The sequence below is a fragment of the Sphingomonas telluris genome (assembly GCF_022568775.1).
In the GTDB taxonomy this organism is placed as follows: domain Bacteria; phylum Pseudomonadota; class Alphaproteobacteria; order Sphingomonadales; family Sphingomonadaceae; genus Sphingomicrobium; species Sphingomicrobium telluris.
This window is the reverse complement of the sequence record NZ_JAKZHW010000002.1, coordinates 416,938-437,670: the sequence shown is the minus strand read 5'-3', so window position 1 is coordinate 437,670 and position 20,733 is coordinate 416,938. Positions and strand designations below refer to the sequence as shown.

Here is a 20,733-nt window from a genome sequence, read left to right as displayed (position 1 = left end):
TCAGCCGACCCCGTGTCCCGCCAGCGCGGCGAGCAGGAGCAACGCGACGATGTTGGTAATCTTGATCATCGGGTTCACGGCCGGGCCGGCGGTGTCCTTGTAAGGATCGCCGACGGTGTCGCCCGTGACAGCGGCTTTGTGGGCTTCCGAGCCCTTGCCGCCGAAATTGCCGTCCTCGATGTACTTCTTGGCGTTGTCCCAAGCGCCGCCGCCCGAGGTCATCGAGATGGCGACGAACAGGCCGGACACGATCACGCCAAGGAGGAGGGCGCCGAGTGCCGCAAAGCCCTCGGCCTGACCGGCAACCGCGCTAATCACGAAGTAGACGACGATTGGGGCGAGCACCGGAAGCAGCGACGGGACGATCATCTCTTTGATCGCAGCCTTGGTGACGAGGTCGACGGTCCGCGCATAGTCGGGCCGCGACGAGCCATCCATGATGCCGCTGTTGGAGCGGAACTGCTCGCGAACGTCCTTGACGACGTCGCCGGCAGCGCGACCGACAGCGGTCATGCCGAGCGCGCCGAACAGGTACGGCAGAAGCGCACCCAGCAGCAGGCCGACGATGACGTACGGGCTCTTCAGGCTGAAATCGACATCGAGGTTCGGGAAGAATTCCTCGAGGTCGGTGGTGAAGGCCGCGAACAGAACGAGCGCAGCGAGGCCGGCCGATCCGATTGCATAGCCCTTCGTCACGGCCTTGGTCGTGTTGCCGACCGCGTCGAGCGCGTCGGTCTTGGTGCGGACGCTTTCGTCCAGCCCTGACATTTCGGCAATGCCGCCGGCATTGTCGGTGACCGGGCCGTAAGCATCGAGCGCGACCACCATGCCCGCAAGCGCCAACATCGACGTTGCCGCAAAGGCGATACCCATCAGGCCGGCCAGCTTGAACGCGATGATGATGCCGGCGCAGATGACGATCGTCGGCAGCGCGGTCGATTCAAGGCTGATTGCCAGACCCTGGATGACGTTGGTGCCATGACCGGTTTCCGAAGCCTTGGCGATCGACTTCACCGGGCGATAGTTCGTCCCCGTGTAATATTCAGTGATCCAGATAATGAGCCCGGTCACGACCAAACCGAGAAGCGCGCACCAGTAGAGTGCCATGCCGTTAAAAGTCGTGCCGCTCGCCTCGATGGACGTGGTGAGATCACCAAGCGCGTACTGGACCGCGAAGTAGATCGCGATCGCCGAGAGGACGGCGGTCACGACGAAGCCCTTGTACATGGCGCCCATGATGCTCGCGCTCTTGCCCAGGCGAACGAAGTAGGTGCCGATGATCGAAGCGATGACGCAGACGCCGCCGATCAGCAGCGGGAGACTCATCAGGGCCAGCAAGGTGTCCGGCGCGGCGCTCTTCACGAGCAGCGCGGTCAGCACCATCGTGGCGCCGACGGTCACGACATAGGTTTCGAACAAGTCGGCGGCCATACCGGCGCAGTCGCCGACGTTATCACCGACGTTGTCGGCGATCACGGCCGGATTGCGGGGATCGTCCTCCGGAATTCCGGCCTCGACCTTGCCGACAAGGTCAGCTCCGACGTCCGCAGCCTTGGTGAAGATGCCGCCGCCAAGGCGAGCGAAGATCGAGATCAGCGAGGCGCCGAAGGCCAGAGCGACCAACGCCTGGACGACGATGCGGTCGTTCGGCGCATGGCCGGCAATCGCGATGAGATAATAGAAGAAAATGGAGATCGCGAGCAGAGCGAGACCGGCCACCAGCATGCCGGTGATAGCACCCGCGCGGAAGGCCATGGTCAGTCCCTGCTGCAGGCCTTGGCTTGCCGCCTCTGCCGTGCGGACGTTGGCTCGAACCGAAATGTTCATTCCGACGAAGCCGGTTGCACCCGACAGCAAGGCACCGAGCACGAACCCACCCGCCGAAAGCGGGCCGAGGAACGCGAACACGATCGCAGCGACGATGACGCCCACGATGGTGATGGTGAGATACTGGCGGCGAAGGTACGCGGAAGCGCCTTCCTGGATCGCGCCGGCGACTTCCATCATGCGCTGGTTGCCGGCCGAGGCGCGAAGCACCTGCCCGCTTGTCAGAATGCCATAGAGCAGCGCGATCACGCCGCATGCGATGGCGATAAGTGTAAGGTTCATCGAAAATTCTTCCCCGTTTTCGCGGCAGAGCCGAACCGGCTGCAGGACACAGCCGGCGAACGGGCGAGATGTTTATGGACCGAAATCGCAGCTGGCAACCGCGTTTGGTAGGGCCTCAGTGGAGCAGCAGCGCCGTCGCGATACCCGAGATGAGACCGCTAACCGCGATCAGCCATTGGCGAAGGGGGATTGCGGCGATGTTCATGGCCCGAATGCTCAAATCCCAGTTGCCCCGGAAGCGGGACCGGCTGCCCATTGCTGAAGAGCGTTAACAGAGGCTCTCCGGCAACGAGGGTGCCGACACGGGCAATGGTCGTTCCCCGAGGTAAAGAAAGGCTTAAGGGATCGACGTCAGACCCCAACGCCGCGAGGAGCGCGTAGTCGTCCCCGCCTGTCGCGGCGAACAGCCTCGGGCCTAGGTCCTGGCCTTTCTCCGCAACGAAGGCGCGAGACAGCGGCAGGGCATCAAGGTCGATCCTGACGCCCAGCCCGCTCGCCTGAGCCATCCGCGACGCATCGAGCAGCAGGCCGTCTGACACGTCCATCATGGCGTGCGCGTGCGGGGCCAGGCCGAGGCCGGCGGCAAGAAGCGGCACGGGGCGGCGGTAGACGTCCACGAGCGGACCCGTCGCCGCAGCATCGTCGCGGAGCAGGGCGAGGCCGGCAGCGGCGTCGCCGAGCACTCCGACGATCCACAAAGCGTCGCCATCCTTGCCGCCGCTCCTCAGCGGGACGTTGGCGCCCGCGCGGCCGATCGCCGTCAGCCCGAAGATGCGCGGCGCTCCGGGCGGCAAGGCGATGGTGTCGCCGCCGACCAAGGGAAGGCCGTAGCTTTCGCACGCTGCGTCGACGCCATCGATGAAATGGAGGTCCCAATCGTCGTCGCCTGACAGGGCAAGCGACAGTAGAGCGGCGGCCGGGATCGCGCCTTTGCCCGCAAGGTCGGAGAGGTTCACGGCGACCAGCTTCCACCCGACGCTCGCGGGGGGATCGGTGGCGAGGAAGTGGACGCCCTCGGCGATGCTGTCGTGCGTGAGCACCAGGCCGTCGAGCAGTGCCACATCGTCGGTGAGGCCGAGGGCGGCGGGGCTGGCGGCGATGCGCCTCAGGCGCTCGATGGCTCGGGATTCACGCATGCTCGACGCGAGCCTAGCCCCGGCGCGCCTCCTTTGCGACCGCGTCGAGAAGTCCATTCACGAAGCCGCTTTCCCTTTTGTCGTAAAAGGCGTGGGCCACGTCGACATACTCCGAGATGACCGAAGCCACCGGCACGTCGGCGCGCGCCAGGAGCTCGTAGGTCCCGGCGCGCAGGATCGCGCGCATCGGCCGGTCGAGCCGCTCGAGGCTCCAGCCCTCGGCGAGTTTCGAGGCGATCACTGTGTCGATCTCGTCCCGGCGCGCGTCCGCACCTGAAACGACGTCGTCGAAGAAGCTCTGCTCCGCTTCGATGTACTGCGCTTCCTCGATGGTCGCGCCGAGCCGATGCTCGTGGAATTCCTTGAGCAGGCGCGGAACGGGCGTCCCTTCCATGTCATGCTGATAGAGGGCCTGCACCGCCGCCAGTCGGGCGGCAGAGCGGGAACGGGAACGCGCTGCGGTATTCATCGGGACGCGCTTAGCCGCGCTGGCTCAGGCGAGGAAGTCCCGAAGCGCGTTGGCGACTTCGTCGGGAGCCTCCCACGGAGCGAAGTGACCCGCCTCTGGCAGCCGCTCTATGCGCAAATCCTCGACCAGTTCCTCCAGCCCTTCGAGCTGGATCGGGAGCAGCGCCGTGTCCTGCATCCCCCAAACGACGAGCGTCGGAACCTCCACCTTCGGGAAGGCGCGCAGCAGCCAGTCGGGAAGCGGCACGGTGACGCCGGGCGGCGGCACGACAACGCGCGAACCCCGATACCAGTTGAGCATCGAGGTCATGGCGCCCGGCTGGGACCAGTCGGCGATATATTGCTGCTTTTCCGCCTCGAGGATTTTCGACGTGCCCACGTGGCGGGCAAAGGTCTTGTCGAAGAAGGCGCGGTAACCCATCGCCTCAATCGCCTTATCGAAGCCTGGCGCTCGAAACGCGCTGATGTACTGAGAAGCCGCGCGCTGGTCCGCGTCTTCGATGAGGCTCTTCTGGAAGACCACCGGATGCGGCGCGTTGACGATCGCCAGCTTCTTCAGCCGCGGGTCGCCGCGAAGCGCCGCGCCCCAGGAAATTGCTCCGCCCCAGTCGTGACCGACGAGCGCGAACTCATCCAGTCCGAGCGTGTCGGCCAGGGCGAAGACGTCGCCGATCAGCGTTTCCGTCTTGTAGGCGCCGACGTCCTGAACGAGGTCGGACCCGGCAAAGCCACGCTGGTCGGGCATGATCAGCCGGAACTGATCCTCCAGCCGCGGCACGATCTCTCGCCACGTGCGATGCGATTCCGGAAAGCCGTGGAGAAAGAGGATCGCCGGAGCGTCTTCTGGTCCGGCGAACGCGACGTTGAGGGTGACGCCGGTGGACAGGCCGACGCGCCGGAACTCGGTCACGGATAGCTGACCGTCAGCGGGACCTCCGGCAGGGGTATGAACTCGTCATGGTCGTCCGGCGGAAGCACGAACTCGCCCGCTCGCCAAGCGCGCTTCGCCTCATTGATGCGGTCGCGGCGCGACGATACGAAATTCCACCAGACGTGGCGTTCGCCATCCATTGGCGCGCCGCCGCACAGCATCAGCCTCGCGCCGCTTGCGGACGAAAGCAGCGGCAGATGGCCTGGCGCGAGGAGCGTCAGGTGCTGCGGCAGGAGCGGCAATCCGTCCACGATCGCATCACCGTCGAGCAGGTAGAGCGCCCTTTCGTCCGCCTCATGATCGACGAGCATGACGGCGCCTGGCGCGAGTTCGATTGCCGCGTAGATCGTAGGCGAATGTTGGGTGACGGGCGAGTGCTCGCCGAAGCCATCACCCATGATCAGGCGCAGGCGCACACCGTCTCCCTCGACCAACGGCAGACGCTCCGCCGCAACGTGCTCGAACCCGGGATCCATCTCCTCCTTGGCCTGTGGAAGCGCGAGCCAAGTCTGGATCCCGTCGAGGTTCGGCCCGGCCGCCCGCTCATCCCCGGGCGACCGCTCGGAGTGGGCGATCCCGCGGCCCGCGGTCATCAGGTTCACGGCTCCCGGCTCGATCCGCTGATACGTCCCCAGGCTGTCGCGATGGTCGATCGCGCCGGCGAAAAGGAAGGTGACGGTAGCTAGGTTGATGTGCGGATGCGGCCGCACGTCGATCCCCTGTCCGGGGCTGAGGCGGGCCGGGCCCATCTGGTCGAAGAAAATGAAGGGCCCCACCATGGTCCGCTGCTTGCTGGGCAGCGTGCGATGGACCTTGAACCCGCCGAGGTCGTGGGTGACGGGCGCGATGCTCTGCAGAATCGTCTGCTCCATCCCAACGCTCCTAGCGATTCTCTGGACCAGGCGGAAGGAAGCCGAATTTTGCCAAGTGCGCCAGTATCTTAACATTTGTTCATCTTGGCTTCAGGCAGAAACGGCTTTGGGCGGCATCGGTCCGGGGGTGGAACGAGATCGCGGCCGCGACTTCGGTCCCCTTTTTTCAAGCTTGCACTGGGAACGCTGTTTCCGGCTCGCTGGCGCGCAACCAACGAACAAGCCGGGGGGCCACGTAGCTGTCCGGAAGAAAGGGCAATTCTCGCATGCGTTTCCTGCTTGCAACGACGGGTCTGGGGGCGATCGCCGCGGCGATTGCGGCAGTCCCGGCGAACGCCGAAACGGTCATCTCCACGGCAGTGACGACGAACCAGTCGACCAGTGCGTCGGGCGATATCCGCATCAGCAATACCGGGTCGGTCAAGCCGACCAGCGGCGTAGCCGTGACCGTCAACACCAACAATTACGCGAAGAACGAAGGCACGATCGCCATCCAGGGATCGAACAATTCCGCTGGCATCGTCGCCAACGCGGGCCTGACGGGTGACATCAGCAACAGCGGCACGATCACGATCGACGAGAATTACACGGCGACAGATACCGACAGCGACGGCGACATCGATGGCGCCTTCGCGCAGGGGTCAGGCCGGTTCGGTATTCACGTCCTCGGCGCGCTTGCCGGCAACATCGCGAACAGCGGGACGATCACCGTCGAAGGCAACAATTCCGGCGGCATCGTCCTCGACGGCCCGCTGACCGGCAACATCACCAACAGCGGCAGCATCAGCCTGCTCGGCAATGACACCGTTGGCATCAAGGCCGGAGACGTGAGCGGCAACGTCACCCTCTCGAAGGGCACGATCCAGGTGCAGGGCGCGAACGGCGTCGGCGTCTCGCTGACGGGCGACATCGGCGGAGCGCTGGTGATCCAGAACACGGTCCAGACGACCGGCTATCGCTACACCACGCCGCCCGCGGATACGTCGAAGCTCGATGCCGACGATCTGCTTCAGGGCGGATCGGCTGTCGTGGTCAGCGGAAACGTCGCAGGCGGAATCCTCTTCGACGCACGGCCAAAGGACAACAGCACCACGGACACGGACGAAGATGACGACGGCGTTCCTGACGCCGACGAGTCGACTGCGACGATCACGACGCTGGGTGCAGCGCCAGCCGTGGTGATCGGCTCCACCACCGAAGACACGACGATCGGTGCGGTCGCCGGCTCTGGCGGCAAGGGCATCGTCATCAAGGGCGCGATCCTCGGCAGCGGCGTCTACTCAGGCGTCGCGGGTAACGGCATGGTCGTCGGCGGCATGGGCCACGCGGTGAGCGTCGCGGGCGGCATGTCGGTATCCGGCACGGTCGCGGCGGTTTCCAACGGCGGCAACGCCACGGGCCTGCGCATTGGTGCGGGCGCGACGGTGCCCACGATCACCGTCTCCGGAGCCATCACGGCACAGGGCGGCTCCACGGCAACCAGCACCTCGCAAGCGCTGGTCATCGACGCGGGAGCCAACGTCTCGACGATCAAGAATACGGGCACCATCGCCGCAACGCTCAGTGGAGCGGATGGCGTTGGCTCCGCGATCGTCGACAAGTCCGGCACGGTCACGCTGATCGAGAACAGCGGGACCATCGGCGTCGCGAGCGCTGCGTCGCTCGGCACGAAGGCGATCGCCTTCGATCTGACCGCAAACACCACCGGCGCGACCATTCGCCAACTCGCCGTGACCTCAGGCTCGGCCCCGCAGATCGCTGGCCAGATCCTGTTCGGCTCCGGCAATGACGTTCTCGACGTGGCCGACGGCACCGTCACCGGCGCAGCGAAGTTCGGCGGCGGCGACAATCGCCTCTCGCTCTCGGGCGATGCGATCATGAATGGCGCGGTGACCTTCGAGGGCGGGGCGGACACGCTCACGCTCGGCGGGACCTCGTCGCTCGCAGGCGACGTGGACTTCGGCGGCGGCGCGGACGTGCTGACCCTGACCGGCACGTCGGCGCTCAACGGCAAGCTGAGCAACAGCGCGGGCCTGGCAGTCAATGTCGGCGCGGGCAGCACGCTCAATGCCACCAACCTCGGAGCCGTGAACCTGTCGTCGCTGACGACCGGTTCGGGCGCGAAGCTGGGTGTTACCGTCGATTCTACGGCAGGCACCAACACGCTCTACAATGTCACGGGCGCTGCTGCCTTCGGGACCGGCACGATCGTCGACGTCCACCTCACGTCGCTCGGCGGCGCGGAAGGCACGTACAAGATCGTCCAGGCCGGCACGCTGACCGGCGGCACGAACCTGACGAGCACCGTCGAATCGCTACCATTCCTGTTCGAGAGCGATCTCGTCACGACCACTCCGAATGAGATCTCGCTGGTCATCCGGCAGAAGTCGAACGAGGAGCTGGGCGTCAATCTGGCCGAGGGCTCCATCCTGGACGCGGTGATCGAGGCGGCGGACGCGGACGCACCGGTCGCGTCCGTGTTCCTGGGTGCGCAGGACAGCGCGACCCTGCGCGATGCCCTGCAGCAGATGCTTCCGGAAAATGCGGGCGGCACGTTCGAGACGGCGACCAAGGGCTCGCGCCTGGTCAACAAGCTCCTGATCGATCCGAAGCCGCCGGCCATCAAGCGCGGGCAGCTCGGCATCTGGCTGGAGCAGGTCGCCTGGGGCGGAAGCAAGTCGATCGGCGACACCTCGTCGTACGACCTCAATGGCTGGGGCATGGCCGCCGGCGTCGAGACGAGCGTCGGCCCCATCGGCAATGTCGGCGCGACGCTGAGCTATCTGTCCGGCAAGGACGGGCGGAAGAGCAGCGACAACGAAATCCGCACCGACGAATATGAGGCCGGCCTCTATTGGCGGACCACGCACGGGCCGTTCAGCGCCTTTGCGCGTGGCACCATCGCCACGATCAACTTCGACGGCAGCCGCTTCTTCACGGCGACAGTCGACGGAGCGCCGATAAGCCGGGAGGCCGACGGCGAGTGGAAGGGTCACATCTATTCGGCGACCGCGGGCGTTTCCTACGACGCGCGCTTCGGCAACCTGTCGCTTCGCCCGACGGCCGTCATCGAGCACTACTCGCTCAAGGAAAAGGGCTACTCCGAGTCCGGCGGCGGCGACGCGTTCAACCTCACGGTCGACAGCCGCAAGAGCGACGAGACGGCGGTGACCGGCACGCTCGCGCTCGGCTACCAGCTCGTCGGCGGCGGTAAGACCGACGACGGCGGTTGGATGCGGCTAGAGCTCGAAGGCGGACGCCGCCAGATCCTCAGCGGCAAGCTCGGAACGACGACCGCGCGCTTCGGCGACGACGGCACGCCGTTCACCGTGGCGGCCGAGGAACGCACTAGCGGCTTCGTCGGCGCCTTCCGCGCCATCGGCGGAAGCGACGGCCTGTCGATCACCGGCGAACTCAATGCCGAGGAGCAGCAGGACAAGCTGTCCATCGGCGGCCGCCTTGGCCTCCAGTTCGCCTTCTAATTGGCGCTACTCTCCGGGTGCGCGCGCTCTGATCTGGAGCGCGTGCACCCGCTCGCGCATCAAGTCCCCCAGGGCCTTGTAGATCATCCGCTGGCGTTGGACGCGGGTCGTGCCCGCGAAGGCTTCGCTCTCGATGTCCAAGGTGAAGTGACTCTCGCCGGCGGGATTGTAGCCTCCGTGTCCGCGATGTTTCTCGCTGTCGTCGACGAGGCGGATGGAGGTTGGCGAGAGCGCCGAGTTGAGGCGCTTCAGCATTTCAGTTGCGACAGGTCCCGTGGCGGTCGTGGTCATCGTTCCTATATAGAGCGGCTAGCCGATCGAGGAACCAAGTGGCGACGCGTCATCCGAAAATGCATGGAAAAGTCGAGGGAGCAACGGGCCGTTGCGCGGTGCGAGGCTGCGACGCGCATGGCGAATATAAGGCGCCGGTTCAGCCCGCCGACTTCCACGGTCCCGGCGTCTATCGCCTGCTGTGCCTGGAGCACGTTCGCGAGCATAATGCGAAGTACAATTACTTCGAGGGCATGAGCGCCGACGAGATCGCGGAGGCCCAGTCCCCGCTTGGCGGCTGGGATCGCGCAACGCGCGCTTTCGCGACGAGTGGAGGCGATCCGGCGCCCTCGTGGTCCGATTTCTCGGATCCGCTCGATGCGATCTCGGGGCGCTTCCGGCATGCCAGGCGGGAGGAGGCGTCGCGGTTCTCGAGGGCGGAGCGGCGGGCGCTGTCGGTCCTCGGCCTAGGTGAGGATGCGAACCTTAAGTCGGTGCGCAGCCGATATTCCAAGCTGGTTCGGCGCTTCCACCCGGACCGCAACGGCGGCGACCGCAGCCACGAAAAGAAGCTCGGCGAGGTCATCGAAGCCTACCAATTGCTGAGGAAGTCGGCGGCACTCGCCTAAGAGGCGTTCGACCCGCGTTTCACGGTCGGGGAGCCTGTTCCCGAAAAGGCCAGGTCGGCTGCGAAACGCGGGTCGCGCTCGACCTTGGAACAACAGAAGAAGGGCCGAGCTTCGTACGCAAACGCCTACGCGGCGAAATGCCTGCCCGAGCCTCGCCGATGGCGGAAAACCGCCAATCCTCACAACGCAAAGCGCGGAGGAAAGTGCCGACAGTGCTGGAGGCGTCCCTCTCCTTCCAAACTTCCAATGATCATCGGGGACGCTAATGGTCGCCAATGGCAGCGGACTTGGTTCAGCTTCAACGACAGGAAAAGCGCGCCGGCCTGATCCTCATCGGAGCGGCTGCCGCTGCCTTGATACTAGCGAACAGCCCACTCGCCGATGCCTACCAACACCTGCTGGAGTTCAAGTTTGGTCCGCCGATGCCTCGCTTCGGCTTGCTGTCGGTCCACTACTGGATTGCCGACGGATTGATGGCGGTCTTCTTCCTGCTCGTCGGCCTCGAGGTGAAGCGCGAGTGGTATGACGGGCGGCTGTCGACTCCCGCCGAGCGGAGGCTGCCGATCGTTGCAGCGGCCGCAGGCATGGCCGTGCCGGCGCTCATCTATCTCTCAGTCACCGGATTCGAGCCATCGATCATCCGCGGTTGGGCGATCCCCGCAGCCACGGACATCGCTTTTGCGGTCGGCGTGCTGGCGCTGCTCGGCGCCCGCGCGAACCCGGCGATTAAGCTCCTGCTCGTGACAATCGCCATTGTCGACGACGTCGGCGCGGTGATCATCATCGCGCTTGCCTACACGGCCGACCTCAGCGCCATTGCGATCGGTGCTGCGGTCCTCATCCTCGGCGCCATGGCCGCGCTGAACCTGTTCGGGGTGCGCCGCCTTTGGCCCTATATGATCGGCTTCGTGTTCCTCTGGTACGCTATGCTTGCGAGCGGCATTCACGCGACCATCGCGGGAGTCCTCGCCGCACTAACGATTCCGTTGGGACTGGACGAGGATCACTCGCCCCTCAAGCGGCTGGAGCACGCGATACACCCGTGGGTGATGTTCGGAGTAATGCCGCTCTTCGGACTTGCCAGCGCCGGCGTGGAGCTCGGCAACTTCCGAATTTCCAATCCCCTTCCCATCGCCATCATGCTCGGCCTGTTCGTCGGCAAGCAAATCGGAGTATTCGGCGCGATCTGGGCGACGGTCCGCTCCGGCCTTGCGCCGCGACCCGATCACGCACGCTGGAGCGAGCTGTACGGAGCCTCGGCACTCTGTGGCATCGGCTTCACCATGAGCTTGTTCATCGGGGCGCTGGCGTTTCCGGCATCGCAGGAGGAAGTCGAAGCGGCGAAGGTGGGCACGCTTGCCGGATCGCTCCTGTCCGCCATCCTCGGCTACGCCGTTTTGCGGTTCGTCGCGCAAAAGCCGATCGACGATCGGGAGTCAGCCGAGGCCCGCGAGATTTTCGGCGGCGACCAGCCCGAGGACGAGCGATCATGAAATGTTTCTGGGACGACCGGCAGAGAGCGCATGTTCCTGCGAGCGAGTTCTTCAATGGCGCCATGCATCCAGCCGCCGAGCATGAGGGTCGCGTCGAAGCCATCCTCAAGGCGATTGGATCTACGCAGGCGCCGGGCGATCTCGGGCTCGATCCGCTGCTCCGCGTCCATAGCCAGGACTACCTCGACTTCCTGAGAATGGCGCATGATCAGTGGCTCGCCGCGGGACGCGAGGGCGACGCTCTTCCCTACACCTTCCCGGTGGTGAAGCGACGGCCGCTGAAGTTGCAGCGGATCGATGCGCTGCTCGGGCAATACAGCTTCGACACGTCGACGCCGATCGGACCGGGCACGTGGGAGGCATCTTATTGGGCCGCGCAGACGGCACTCGCAGCGACGAACTCCGTGCTCGGCGGTGAACGAACGGCGTTCGCGTTCTGCCGACCCCCGGGCCACCATTGCGGGGCCGACTATCTCGGCGGCTATTCTTATCTCAGCAATGCCGCGATCGCAGCGGAACATGCCGTTGCTGCTGGCCGGAAGCGCGTCGCCATCCTCGACGTCGACTATCACCACGGCAACGGCACGCAGGACATCTTCTACGAGCGCGGCGACGTCCTTTACGTGTCGATCCACGCCGACCCGGTGATGGACTATCCCTATTACTGGGGCCACGCCGACGAGCGTGGACAGGGTACCGGTGAAGGCGCGAACCTCAACTTTCCACTGCCGCGCGGCACGGAGTGGAGCAGCTACGAAGGGGCACTGGCGATGGCAGTCGAGGCCATCGGCCGGCACGCGCCGGACCTGCTTATCGTCTCGTACGGCGCCGACACGTACGAGGGCGATCCGATCAGCTATTTCAAGTTGCGGACGACCGACTACGCACCGATGGCCCGAACTATCGCGAAGCTCGGCCTGCCGACGGTAGTCGTGATGGAAGGTGGTTATGCCGTCGACGCCCTCGGCGCGAACGTCTCGGAGTTTCTCAGCCGGTTCTGAAGTTAGCAGGCCGGACCAGTGCAGCCGCCGTCTTCGCGAAGGATCCGATTATGACTGCCGGGATCGCGAGGCATCGGAACGCCGCGCGGCACAAGGAACGTTCGGGAATTCGCGCCATACATGTCACGCGGTAGGTCGGTTTGACGCTCTACGACATAGGCGCCCATTCCGTCCCCGGCAGTGCGCCACTTGGCAAGATCCCCCTTGGTTGCCGGCCGGATTGCGCCGGCGTTCACCAACTGTGCCAGTCCACGATCTCCAGCGAACAACCCTGTGCGTTGCAGCGGCGCGCTGGCCTTCACGTCTTCGGCCTTGATCACGATCGATCCGCTCGATTCCGTTGAACCGCCTTCAACGTGAAGAGCCGTCGGATCGTAGGCTCCTGCGAAATTCGACAGGCCGACGCCGAGCGCCCGGCGGATTCCTGCTCGCAACTGCCGCAGGCCATTGCCCGTCTCGTAGGCCTGTTCGAACGAACCGCATTTGGGACTGCCGTTCGGACCAACGGCGAACCGCAACGGTATGGACGCCGGAAGGTGAGCGACCCCTTGGGGATCGTAGCCGGTCACGAGAACGCCGCGCAGGCGCGAGGTCGGGAAATCAGCCAAGTCCCAGATCACCGGGTCATGACCCGACACGATGAGGAAAAGCGGCGGCCCACGCTTATCGGCCAGAAGGGCCACGCTGCCGACCGCATCGCCAGAACCTTCGAAGGCAAGATCGGTCTGCCGGTTGCCTTCGTAAGCGCCCGCGAGAACGACGCGGGCGCCCCTGATCGACGACGCCGGAAAGCAACCGTCTCGTGGAGTGCCACCCGGATCGGCCACGAAGAGGGGCTTCGGGGGCTCCGCTGGCCGGGAGGACCGCCGAGGTTCGTCCAGTTCGCTTGCGAGATCCCCAACCTGGGAAATTCCTGACACCCAGTCGCGAGCGGCATCGGCCCCGCGCCAGGCAAACAGGAGCCCGCACCCGACAAAGACCGCGATGATCGCGGCAGGCCTACGCAACTGTGCCATCGTTCCGGAGCATTACCGGAGCGAGGTTGCGAAAGGACTTACAGCTGAATGGGTCTTAAACGGCGCAGCGGTGCGGCTCATACCAGGGTTCGCCCAGGGCTCCGGGGTAGATCGAAATGCAGACGCTCCCGCCGACTTGTTGCCGACGATAGAACTCGCCGGCCACGCTCCATTCGTCCATTTCCCGGACGGGTCCGAACGGCGGCAGGGTCAGGTATTAGCTCGTGTTCTTGCCGGATTCGACGCGCATCTTGAGGATCGGCACTTTGTACACGGCACGCGCGCCCTGCGGTCCGAGGCCATTGGCCGCGACGACCAGTATCCAGCCGTAAACGATCGCGCCGAGCCATCCCGCAATCTGCTGCCAAATGGATGTACGGGTTTCGATAAACGTGGCGGGGCGAACCTTCAGATAGAGCAGTCCGATGATCACTCCCGACACGGCGCCAAAACCCAAGAGGCGCCAGCCTTCGAGTAAGGGGAAGAACCGCAGGTCGACGAGGCTCAGCGAGATCGGGGGAAGCAGACAAAACGTTGCCAGCCCAAATGCCCGCTCCGGCTCGTCGAAAGGATCGAGTTCCCGGTTCGACGCCAGTGACGCCATCACCGCGATGACCGGCGTAATCGCCAGCAGCGGGACGACGAGCGGAAGCGGCCGAGGGTAGAACAGTCCCCAAGCACCGAATGCGAGCCCTGCGATCCCGAAGCGCTTCGAGACCTTCGACCAGCGGCGGCTCAGCCGGCGACGCGGACGAGCGGGCACCTTGGGTTCAGAGCTTCTCGGTCAGCTCCGGGACGATCTTGAAGAGGTCGCCGACCAGGCCGATGTCTGCGACCTGGAAGATCGGGGCCTCCTCATCCTTGTTGATCGCGACGATGATCTTCGAGTCCTTCATGCCGGCGAGGTGCTGGATCGCGCCGGAAATGCCGATCGCGATATAGACGTCGGGAGCGACGATCTTGCCGGTCTGCCCGACCTGATAGTCGTTCGGGGCATAGCCCGCATCGACCGCGGCGCGGCTCGCGCCGACGCCGGCGCCGAGCTTGTCGGCGAGCGGATCGAGTAGGGAGTGGAACTGCTCCGAGGACCCGAACGCGCGGCCGCCGGAGACGATGATCTTGGCGCTGGTTAGCTCCGGCCGATCGCTCTTCGATTCTTCGAGGCCGACGAAGCTGCTGTTGCCCGCATCGCTGCCCGCGTCGACCTGTTCGACCGAACCGCTGCCGCCCTCGCGCTCAGCCTTGGCGAAGGCCGTGCCGCGGATCGTGATGACCTTCTTGGCATCGCTCGACCGAACGGTGGCAATGGCGTTGCCGGCGTAGATCGGGCGGGTGAACGTGTTCTCGTCCTCGACCGACAGAATCTCGGAAATCTGCATCACGTCGAGCAACGCAGCGACGCGCGGAGCGAGGTTCTTGCCCGTGGTCGTGGCCGGAGCGACGAACGCGTCGTGCGTCTCCATCAGCTTGGCCGCGACCGGCGCGACATTCTCGGCGAGGCCGTGATCGAGGTGCGCGCCATCGGCGACGTGGACCTTGCCCACGCCCGCAATCTTGGTGGCTGCGTCCGCGACCGCGCCGACATTGCTGCCGGCCACGAGCGCGTGGACTTCGCCCAGCCTCGATGCGGCGGTCACCGCGGCGAGGGTGGCGTCCTTGATCTGGCCGCCCTCATGCTCGACGTAGACGAGAGTCTTCACTGCACCACCCCCAGCGTCTTCAGCTTTCCAATGAGCTCATTGACCGAGCCGACCTTGTCGCCGGCCTGCCGCTTGGCGGGCTCCGTAACCTTCAGCACTTCGAGGCGACGCGCGATGTCGACGCCGAGCTCTTCCGGAGTCTTGGTCGCCAGCGGCTTCGACTTCGCCTTCATGATGTTTGGCAGCGAAGCATAGCGCGGCTCGTTCAGGCGAAGGTCCGTGGTGATCACCGCCGGAAGCTTCAGCTTGTCGGTCTCGAGACCGCCGTCGACCTCGCGAGTCACGCTGACTTCGCCGCCAGACGGATCGACCTTCGACGCGAAAGTGCCCTGCGGCCAGCCAAGGAGCGCGGCGAGCATCTGGCCCGTCGCATTGTTGTCGTCGTCGATCGCCTGCTTGCCGAGGATGACCAGCTGCGGCTGTTCCTCGCCGGCGATCTTCGCGAGGAGCTTGGCGACGCCGAGCGGCTCGACTTCCTCATCGGTCGTCACGTGGATCGCGCGGTCGGCGCCCATGGCCAGTGCGGTGCGCAGCGTCTCCTGCGCCTTGGCCGGGCCGATGGACACGGCGACGATCTCCGTCGCGACGCCCTTTTCCTTCAGGCGGATTGCCTCTTCGACGGCGATTTCGTCGAAAGGGTTCATGCTCATCTTCACGTTGGTGAGATCGACGCCCGTCCCGTCCATCTTGACGCGCGGCTTCACGTTATAGTCGATCACCCGCTTTACGGCGACCAGCACCTTCATTGCGTTGCTCCCAGAATGGTCAGGCGGGGACCGCCTGGTTGACCTCCGCGACGATCTTCTTCGCGGCGTCGCCAAGGTCGTTGGCGGCGACGATCGGAAGTCCGCTCATCGCCAATATGTCCTTGCCCTGCTGCACGTTCGTCCCCTCGAGGCGAACCACTAGCGGGACGTTCAGCGACACTTCTTTTGCCGCCGCGACAATTCCTTCCGCGATGATGTCGCAGCGCATGATCCCGCCGAAGATGTTGACGAGGATGCCCTTCACTTCGGGATCGCTGAGGATGATCTTGAAGGCCGCTGTGACCTTCTCCTTCGAAGCGCCGCCGCCGACATCAAGGAAGTTGGCCGGGAAGGCGCCGTTCAGCTTGATGATGTCCATCGTCGCCATCGCAAGGCCGGCGCCGTTGACCATGCAGCCGATGTTCCCGTCGAGCTTGATGTAGGCGAGGTCGTACTTCGACGCCTCGACCTCCATAGGATCCTCTTCGGTGAGGTCGCGCAGCTGCTCTAGCTCCGGATGGCGGAACTCGGCATTGTTGTCGAAGCCGACCTTCGCATCGAGCACGAGCAGCTTGCCGTCCTCGGTGACGGCGAGCGGATTGATCTCGATCTGCGAAGCGTCCGTGCCGACGAACGCGTTGTAGAGCTGCGGCATCAGCTTGCCGGCCTGCTTGGCGAGGTCTCCGGTGAGCCCGAGAGCCGCTGCGACCGCGCGGCCGTGGTGAGGCTGCAGACCGGTGGCCGGATCGATGGTCAGAGTCTCGATCTTCTCCGGCGTGTCATGGGCCACCTTTTCGATGTCCATGCCGCCTTCGGTGGAGGCGACCACAGCGATGCGCCCGGTCTCACGATCGACGAGCAGCGCGAGGTAGAATTCCTTCGCGATGTCGACGCCATCGGTGATGTAGAGGCGCTGGACCTGCTTGCCCTGCGGGCCGGTCTGGATCGTGACCAGCGTCTTGCCGAGCATCTCCTCGGCGTTGTCGCGGACCTCGTCGATCGAACGGGCGAGACGCACGCCGCCCTTCGCATCGGAGCCGAGTTCCTTGAACTTGCCCTTGCCGCGGCCGCCTGCGTGGATCTGCGCCTTCACGACCCACAGGGGTCCGGGAAGCTGTTGCGCGGCCTGGACCGCCTCATCGACGCTCATCGCCGCGTGGCCAGCCGGGACCGGCACGCCGTACTTCGCGAGCAGCTCTTTTGCTTGGTATTCGTGGATGTTCATCGCGGGCTGCCCTTAAGCACATGGGCTGCAGAATGGAAGGCAGGCATAAAGTCACAAAAGTCACGGAGAGCGGCGCCTTTGCAGCGACTTTAGATTGCCCGGCGCACGAGACCCGCATCCAACGCTAGACTCAGGCAAGTGCTGTAGGACAGACACTTGGGACCGTGTCCGAGTCCGACAAGCCCGTACGCAAGATCATCCACATCGACATGGACGCCTTCTATGCGTCCGTGGAGCAGCGCGATGCGCCGGAGCTGAAGGGCAAGCCGGTTGCGGTTGGGGGTGGTCATCGCGGAGTCGTCGCGGCTGCGAGCTACGAGGCTCGCAAGTTCGGCGTCCGCTCGGCCATGCCCTCGGTCACCGCGAAGCGCCGGTGCGCCGACATCATTTTCGTGAAGCCGCGCTTCGACGTCTATCGCGCGGTGTCGCAGCAAATCCGGGCGATCTTCGCCGACTATACCGACCTGATCGAACCGCTGAGCCTCGACGAAGCTTATCTGGACGTAACGTCGGATCGAGCGGGTCTGGGAACGGCCCGGGCGACGGCCGAGGAGATCCGGAGGCGCATCCGCGACGAAACCGGGCTCACCGCTTCGGCCGGCGTGTCCTACTGCAAGTTCGTCGCCAAGCTCGCCTCCGACCAGAACAAGCCCGATGGCCTGTGCGTCATCACGCCGGACCGCGCGTACGCCTATATCGCCGCGCTCCCCGTCTCACGATTTCACGGCATCGGACCGGTAACTGCGCGCAAGCTCGAGAGCCTCGGCATTCATACAGGCGCGGACTTGCAGGAGCGCAGCCTGGCCGAGCTTGAGACCCGATTCGGGAGTTCCGGACGCTGGTATTGGCGGATCTGCCGGGGGATCGACGATCGCGAGGTCTGCTCGGACCGGCCGTACAAGTCTGTCAGCGCGGAGCGAACCTTCGACACCGATCTTCGCGAGCCCGATGAGCTCGCAACCCAGCTGGCCCGCATCGCGGGTTATGCCTGGGACCGGATCGAGCGAGCAGGAGTCGCCGGCAGGACTGTGACGCTCAAGGTCAAATTCGCCGATTTCGAGATGATCACACGTTCGCGCAGCTTTGGAACCCCCCTCGACCGGTCTGCGTTTGAGGCTGCGGGTCAGCAGCTTCTGGCGGCGCTTCATCCTGTCCCGAAGGGCATCCGGCTGCTGGGCCTCGGACTACATAATCTTACGGAGGACGGGGCCGAGCCCGCCCGTCAACTGGGGCTCGCCATCTGAAACAGCAATTAGCTGGGGATGATACTGGGGATAGAATCGACTCGGTCTGGTTTTTAGAGATCAGTTGTGATATAAAATTGTCACAGAGGTTACCGCTAACAGTGGTGGCCGATTTTTTTAGCAGGACCGGAACAAGGCAAAGAGCCGCGACCACGGGTCGTTTTGGGGGACGATGCGAGAATGCGTGTCGGCTCTTTCTGCCTCAACGGAAAGGATAGCAATGGCTGCCAAGGCGCTTAGCTTCGACGTTGGCGATTATGTGGTGTACCCCAAGCACGGTGTTGGCCGCGTGGTTGAACTCCAGAGCACTGAAATCGCTGGCACCCGCCTCGACCTCTACGTGCTCCGTTTCGAAAAAGAGAAGATGACCCTGCGGGTCCCCGTCCTCAAGGCGGACTCGGTCGGCATGCGCAAGCTGTCGAGCGACAAGACCATGAAGGACGCGCTCGAGACCCTGAAGGGCAAGCCCAAGGTGAAGCGCACCATGTGGTCGCGTCGCGCCCAGGAATATGAGGCGAAGATCAATTCGGGCGACCTGACCTCGATCGCGGAAGTGACTCGCGACCTGTTCCGCCCGGACGACGCTCCGGAGCAGAGCTATTCCGAGCGTCAGATCTTCGAAGCCGCGTCCTCGCGCCTGGCGCGTGAGCTCGGCGCCATGGAGCAGACCGACGAGAAGGCTGCCCTGGCGAAGATCCTCGACATCCTCAACAAGGCTGCGGTGATCCACCACAAGCCGAAGGAAGCTGCGAACGCCTAAGGCGTCTGGCTTCTGAACAGATCAAGGGCGTGCCCATCCGGGTGCGCCCTTTTTCTTTGTGCACATTGCTTTTCCGCCTTGCACGGGCCAGCAACCTAGGTGTATTGCTTGTATAACACAGATAGGGAGGCGTTGATGCGCAAGGCGATCATGGTGGGATTGGCAGCAGCGGCAGTGAGCGTCGTCGGCTGCACCGAAGCACGCAGCGCGGACGCGGGCCCCACGACCGAGCGCGATTACAAGGTCGGCGACTTTGACCGGGTCGAGCTGGCGGGGGCCTACGACGCCAATATCCGAACGGGAAGCGCGCCGAGCGTTCACGCGAAGGGCGGGCAGAATGTCCTCGACCGGTTGATCGTCGAAGTGAAGGACGGGCGCTTGCTCATCCACCCCAAGGACAAGCACTTCAATTGGGGCCATGGCTCCCGCGGCAAGGTCGAGTTGACAGTCACCGTGCCGACGCTTCGCGCGGCCGAGCTTGCCGGGGCGGGCAATATCCACATTGATCGCGTCGCCGGGAACAGCTTTGACGGTGCGGTCGCCGGCGCCGGTGATTTGCGCGTCGAGCATGTTGAGGTTCAAAGTCTGAAAGTCAGCATCGCCGGCGCAGGCAATGCCCATTTGATGGGCGGTCGAGCCCAGCAAGCTTCCTATGATATCGCCGGGTCAGGCGGGATCGACGCGAAAGGCGTTCAGGCGGAAACGGCGGCCGTTTCGATCGCCGGCTCCGGCGACGTCGACGGCCATGCTTCGAAGACCGCGAGCGTCAGCATCATGGGTGCCGGCGACGTTCGGCTGACCGGCGGAGCGAAGTGCTCGGTGTCCAAGGCAGGAGCCGGGAACGTTAGCTGCTCCTAGTGACATATTAACCCTGTTCGGGTGAGAAGAGCGGCATGAAGACCATCGCCGCCCTCCTCGCATTTTCCGCCGCCGCGCTGGCCGGCTCGCCGGCACTGGCGACCGAGCGCAATTTCTCCGTCACCTCGTTCGAGCGCATCCGCGTCGACGGGCCATTCAAGGTTACGCTGAGGACAGGCGTCGCGCCATTCGCCAAGGCATCGGGCTCCTCGGCAGCGCTCGATCGCGTCTCGGTCGACGTGCAAGGCAGCACGCTCGTCGTGCGTTCCAGTGCGTCGAGCTGGGGTGGCTACCCTGGTCAGAGCGTCGGTCCCGCGGAGATCATCGTCGGCACGCATGACCTGTCGCAGGTCTGGCTCAATGGCGCAGGCACGCTCCAGATTGATCGTGTGCGCGGCCTCTCGTTCGGCGTGGACCTGCAGGGCGCAGGCTCGGTGGCCATCGGCAATGCCGACGTCGACCAGCTAAAGGTCGGAATCAGCGGAACGGGCAGCGCAACGCTCGCCGGCCGGGCCGCCAAGCTGACCGCCATCATCCGGGGCGTCTCCTCGCTCGACGCGACGAACCTCCAGGTGAAGGACGCCTCGATCGGCGCCGAGGGCCCGTCACAGATCAAGGCCAACGTCGGCGGCACGCTGAAGGTCGATGCGCGCGGCACCGCCACCATCGACGTTGCCGGAGGCCCCTCCTGCACGGTGACCGCTCAGGGCTCAGCATCCGTCACGGGGTGCTGACAGCGCGCCGATCCGCCGGAACCCGGCTCCCAGGCAGTTCGTTACAGTCACGAAGCCAA

General features: G+C 64.8%; 19 protein-coding genes. 8 read left to right on the top strand and 11 right to left on the bottom strand.

Annotated features, from left to right (window positions below):
- From LZ016_RS13210 to LZ016_RS13190, 5 genes are all read right to left on the bottom strand, one after another.
- Positions 1-2,109, bottom strand: coding sequence for a sodium-translocating pyrophosphatase (locus LZ016_RS13210; protein WP_241447929.1), 2,109 nt, complete (start codon positions 2,107-2,109; stop codon positions 1-3).
- Between the two features lie 158 nt (positions 2,110-2,267).
- Positions 2,268-3,245 carry a thiamine-phosphate kinase gene (thiL, locus tag LZ016_RS13205; protein ID WP_241447928.1) on the bottom strand — a complete coding sequence of 326 codons (978 nt, stop codon included), beginning with the start codon at positions 3,243-3,245 and terminating at the stop codon, positions 2,268-2,270.
- 13 nt (positions 3,246-3,258) lie between these two features.
- A complete protein-coding gene (nusB, locus tag LZ016_RS13200) occupies positions 3,259-3,714 on the bottom strand; it encodes a transcription antitermination factor NusB (protein WP_241447927.1) in 456 nt (151 codons plus the stop codon).
- A 24-nt stretch (positions 3,715-3,738) separates the two neighbouring features.
- Positions 3,739-4,623 (bottom strand): alpha/beta fold hydrolase, encoded by an 885-nt coding sequence (locus LZ016_RS13195; RefSeq protein WP_241447926.1) that lies wholly within the window; start codon positions 4,621-4,623, stop codon positions 3,739-3,741.
- A complete protein-coding gene (locus LZ016_RS13190) occupies positions 4,620-5,516 on the bottom strand; it encodes a pirin family protein (RefSeq protein ID WP_241447925.1) in 897 nt (298 codons plus the stop codon). Before LZ016_RS13190 ends, LZ016_RS13195 begins: the two co-directional genes overlap by 4 nt.
- A gap of 266 nt (positions 5,517-5,782) precedes the next feature.
- On the opposite strand from LZ016_RS13190, the gene LZ016_RS13185 reads away from it, so the two are divergent.
- On the top strand, positions 5,783-8,998 hold the full coding sequence (locus LZ016_RS13185) for an autotransporter outer membrane beta-barrel domain-containing protein (RefSeq protein ID WP_241447924.1): 3,216 nt from the start codon (positions 5,783-5,785) through the stop codon (positions 8,996-8,998).
- Positions 8,999-9,004: 6 nt separating this feature from the next.
- Here LZ016_RS13185 and LZ016_RS13180 read toward each other — a convergent pair whose 3' ends face one another.
- Entirely contained in the window at positions 9,005-9,289 is a 285-nt protein-coding gene (locus LZ016_RS13180; RefSeq protein WP_241447923.1) for a BolA family protein, read from the bottom strand.
- A 38-nt stretch (positions 9,290-9,327) separates the two neighbouring features.
- Here LZ016_RS13180 and LZ016_RS13175 point away from each other — a divergent pair, with 38 nt between their 5' ends.
- From LZ016_RS13175 to LZ016_RS13165, 3 genes are all read left to right on the top strand, one after another.
- Complete coding sequence (locus LZ016_RS13175; protein ID WP_241447922.1) at positions 9,328-9,897, top strand: DnaJ domain-containing protein; 570 nt, start codon at positions 9,328-9,330, stop codon at positions 9,895-9,897.
- Positions 9,898-10,172: 275 nt separating this feature from the next.
- A complete protein-coding gene (gene nhaA / locus LZ016_RS13170) occupies positions 10,173-11,390 on the top strand; it encodes a Na+/H+ antiporter NhaA (RefSeq protein ID WP_241447921.1) in 1,218 nt (405 codons plus the stop codon).
- The gene (locus LZ016_RS13165) at positions 11,387-12,391 is read left to right on the top strand and encodes a histone deacetylase family protein (protein WP_241447920.1); all 1,005 of its coding nucleotides are present in this window, start codon (positions 11,387-11,389) and stop codon (positions 12,389-12,391) included. The genes nhaA and LZ016_RS13165 overlap by 4 nt, the downstream gene beginning before the upstream one ends.
- Positions 12,392-12,393: 2 nt before the next feature.
- On the opposite strand, the gene LZ016_RS13160 is transcribed toward LZ016_RS13165, so the two are convergent.
- The 5 genes from LZ016_RS13160 to sucC all read right to left on the bottom strand — a co-directional run bounded on the left by LZ016_RS13160 (position 12,394) and on the right by sucC (position 17,078).
- Complete coding sequence (locus LZ016_RS13160; protein ID WP_241447919.1) at positions 12,394-13,218, bottom strand: hypothetical protein; 825 nt, start codon at positions 13,216-13,218, stop codon at positions 12,394-12,396.
- A 406-nt stretch (positions 13,219-13,624) separates the two neighbouring features.
- Positions 13,625-14,170, bottom strand: coding sequence for a hypothetical protein (locus LZ016_RS13155; RefSeq protein ID WP_241447918.1), 546 nt, complete (start codon positions 14,168-14,170; stop codon positions 13,625-13,627).
- Positions 14,171-14,177: 7 nt separating this feature from the next.
- Complete coding sequence (locus tag LZ016_RS13150; protein WP_241447917.1) at positions 14,178-15,107, bottom strand: electron transfer flavoprotein subunit alpha/FixB family protein; 930 nt, start codon at positions 15,105-15,107, stop codon at positions 14,178-14,180.
- Entirely contained in the window at positions 15,104-15,853 is a 750-nt protein-coding gene (locus tag LZ016_RS13145) for an electron transfer flavoprotein subunit beta/FixA family protein (RefSeq protein WP_241447916.1), read from the bottom strand. Before LZ016_RS13145 ends, LZ016_RS13150 begins: the two co-directional genes overlap by 4 nt.
- A 19-nt stretch (positions 15,854-15,872) precedes the next feature.
- A complete protein-coding gene (gene sucC / locus LZ016_RS13140) occupies positions 15,873-17,078 on the bottom strand; it encodes an ADP-forming succinate--CoA ligase subunit beta (RefSeq protein ID WP_241447915.1) in 1,206 nt (401 codons plus the stop codon).
- A 209-nt stretch (positions 17,079-17,287) separates the two neighbouring features.
- Here sucC and dinB point away from each other — a divergent pair, with 209 nt between their 5' ends.
- From dinB to LZ016_RS13120, 4 genes are all read left to right on the top strand, one after another.
- Complete coding sequence (gene dinB, locus LZ016_RS13135) at positions 17,288-18,322, top strand: DNA polymerase IV (protein WP_241448377.1); 1,035 nt, start codon at positions 17,288-17,290, stop codon at positions 18,320-18,322.
- A gap of 220 nt (positions 18,323-18,542) precedes the next feature.
- Positions 18,543-19,082: a CarD family transcriptional regulator gene (locus tag LZ016_RS13130; protein WP_241447914.1), complete on the top strand. Its 540-nt coding sequence runs from the start codon at positions 18,543-18,545 to the stop codon at positions 19,080-19,082.
- A 135-nt stretch (positions 19,083-19,217) separates the two neighbouring features.
- Positions 19,218-19,940, top strand: coding sequence for a head GIN domain-containing protein (locus LZ016_RS13125; protein WP_241447913.1), 723 nt, complete (start codon positions 19,218-19,220; stop codon positions 19,938-19,940).
- 35 nt (positions 19,941-19,975) lie between these two features.
- Complete coding sequence (locus tag LZ016_RS13120; RefSeq protein ID WP_241447912.1) at positions 19,976-20,674, top strand: GIN domain-containing protein; 699 nt, start codon at positions 19,976-19,978, stop codon at positions 20,672-20,674.
- Positions 20,675-20,733 lie beyond the last annotated feature (59 nt).

Coding starts and splice junctions, on each gene's coding strand:
- LZ016_RS13210 (WP_241447929.1), bottom strand. CDS start 2,109: ATGAACCTTACACTTATCGCCATCGCATGCGGCGTGATCGCGCTGCTC.
- thiL (WP_241447928.1), bottom strand. CDS start 3,245: ATGCGTGAATCCCGAGCCATCGAGCGCCTGAGGCGCATCGCCGCCAGC.
- nusB (WP_241447927.1), bottom strand. CDS start 3,714: ATGAATACCGCAGCGCGTTCCCGTTCCCGCTCTGCCGCCCGACTGGCG.
- LZ016_RS13190 (WP_241447925.1), bottom strand. CDS start 5,516: ATGGAGCAGACGATTCTGCAGAGCATCGCGCCCGTCACCCACGACCTC.
- LZ016_RS13185 (WP_241447924.1), top strand. CDS start 5,783: ATGCGTTTCCTGCTTGCAACGACGGGTCTGGGGGCGATCGCCGCGGCG.
- LZ016_RS13180 (WP_241447923.1), bottom strand. CDS start 9,289: ATGACCACGACCGCCACGGGACCTGTCGCAACTGAAATGCTGAAGCGC.
- nhaA (WP_241447921.1), top strand. CDS start 10,173: ATGGCAGCGGACTTGGTTCAGCTTCAACGACAGGAAAAGCGCGCCGGC.
- LZ016_RS13165 (WP_241447920.1), top strand. CDS start 11,387: ATGAAATGTTTCTGGGACGACCGGCAGAGAGCGCATGTTCCTGCGAGC.
- LZ016_RS13145 (WP_241447916.1), bottom strand. CDS start 15,853: ATGAAGGTGCTGGTCGCCGTAAAGCGGGTGATCGACTATAACGTGAAG.
- sucC (WP_241447915.1), bottom strand. CDS start 17,078: ATGAACATCCACGAATACCAAGCAAAAGAGCTGCTCGCGAAGTACGGC.
- dinB (WP_241448377.1), top strand. CDS start 17,288: ATGGACGCCTTCTATGCGTCCGTGGAGCAGCGCGATGCGCCGGAGCTG.
- LZ016_RS13130 (WP_241447914.1), top strand. CDS start 18,543: ATGGCTGCCAAGGCGCTTAGCTTCGACGTTGGCGATTATGTGGTGTAC.
- LZ016_RS13125 (WP_241447913.1), top strand. CDS start 19,218: ATGCGCAAGGCGATCATGGTGGGATTGGCAGCAGCGGCAGTGAGCGTC.
- LZ016_RS13120 (WP_241447912.1), top strand. CDS start 19,976: ATGAAGACCATCGCCGCCCTCCTCGCATTTTCCGCCGCCGCGCTGGCC.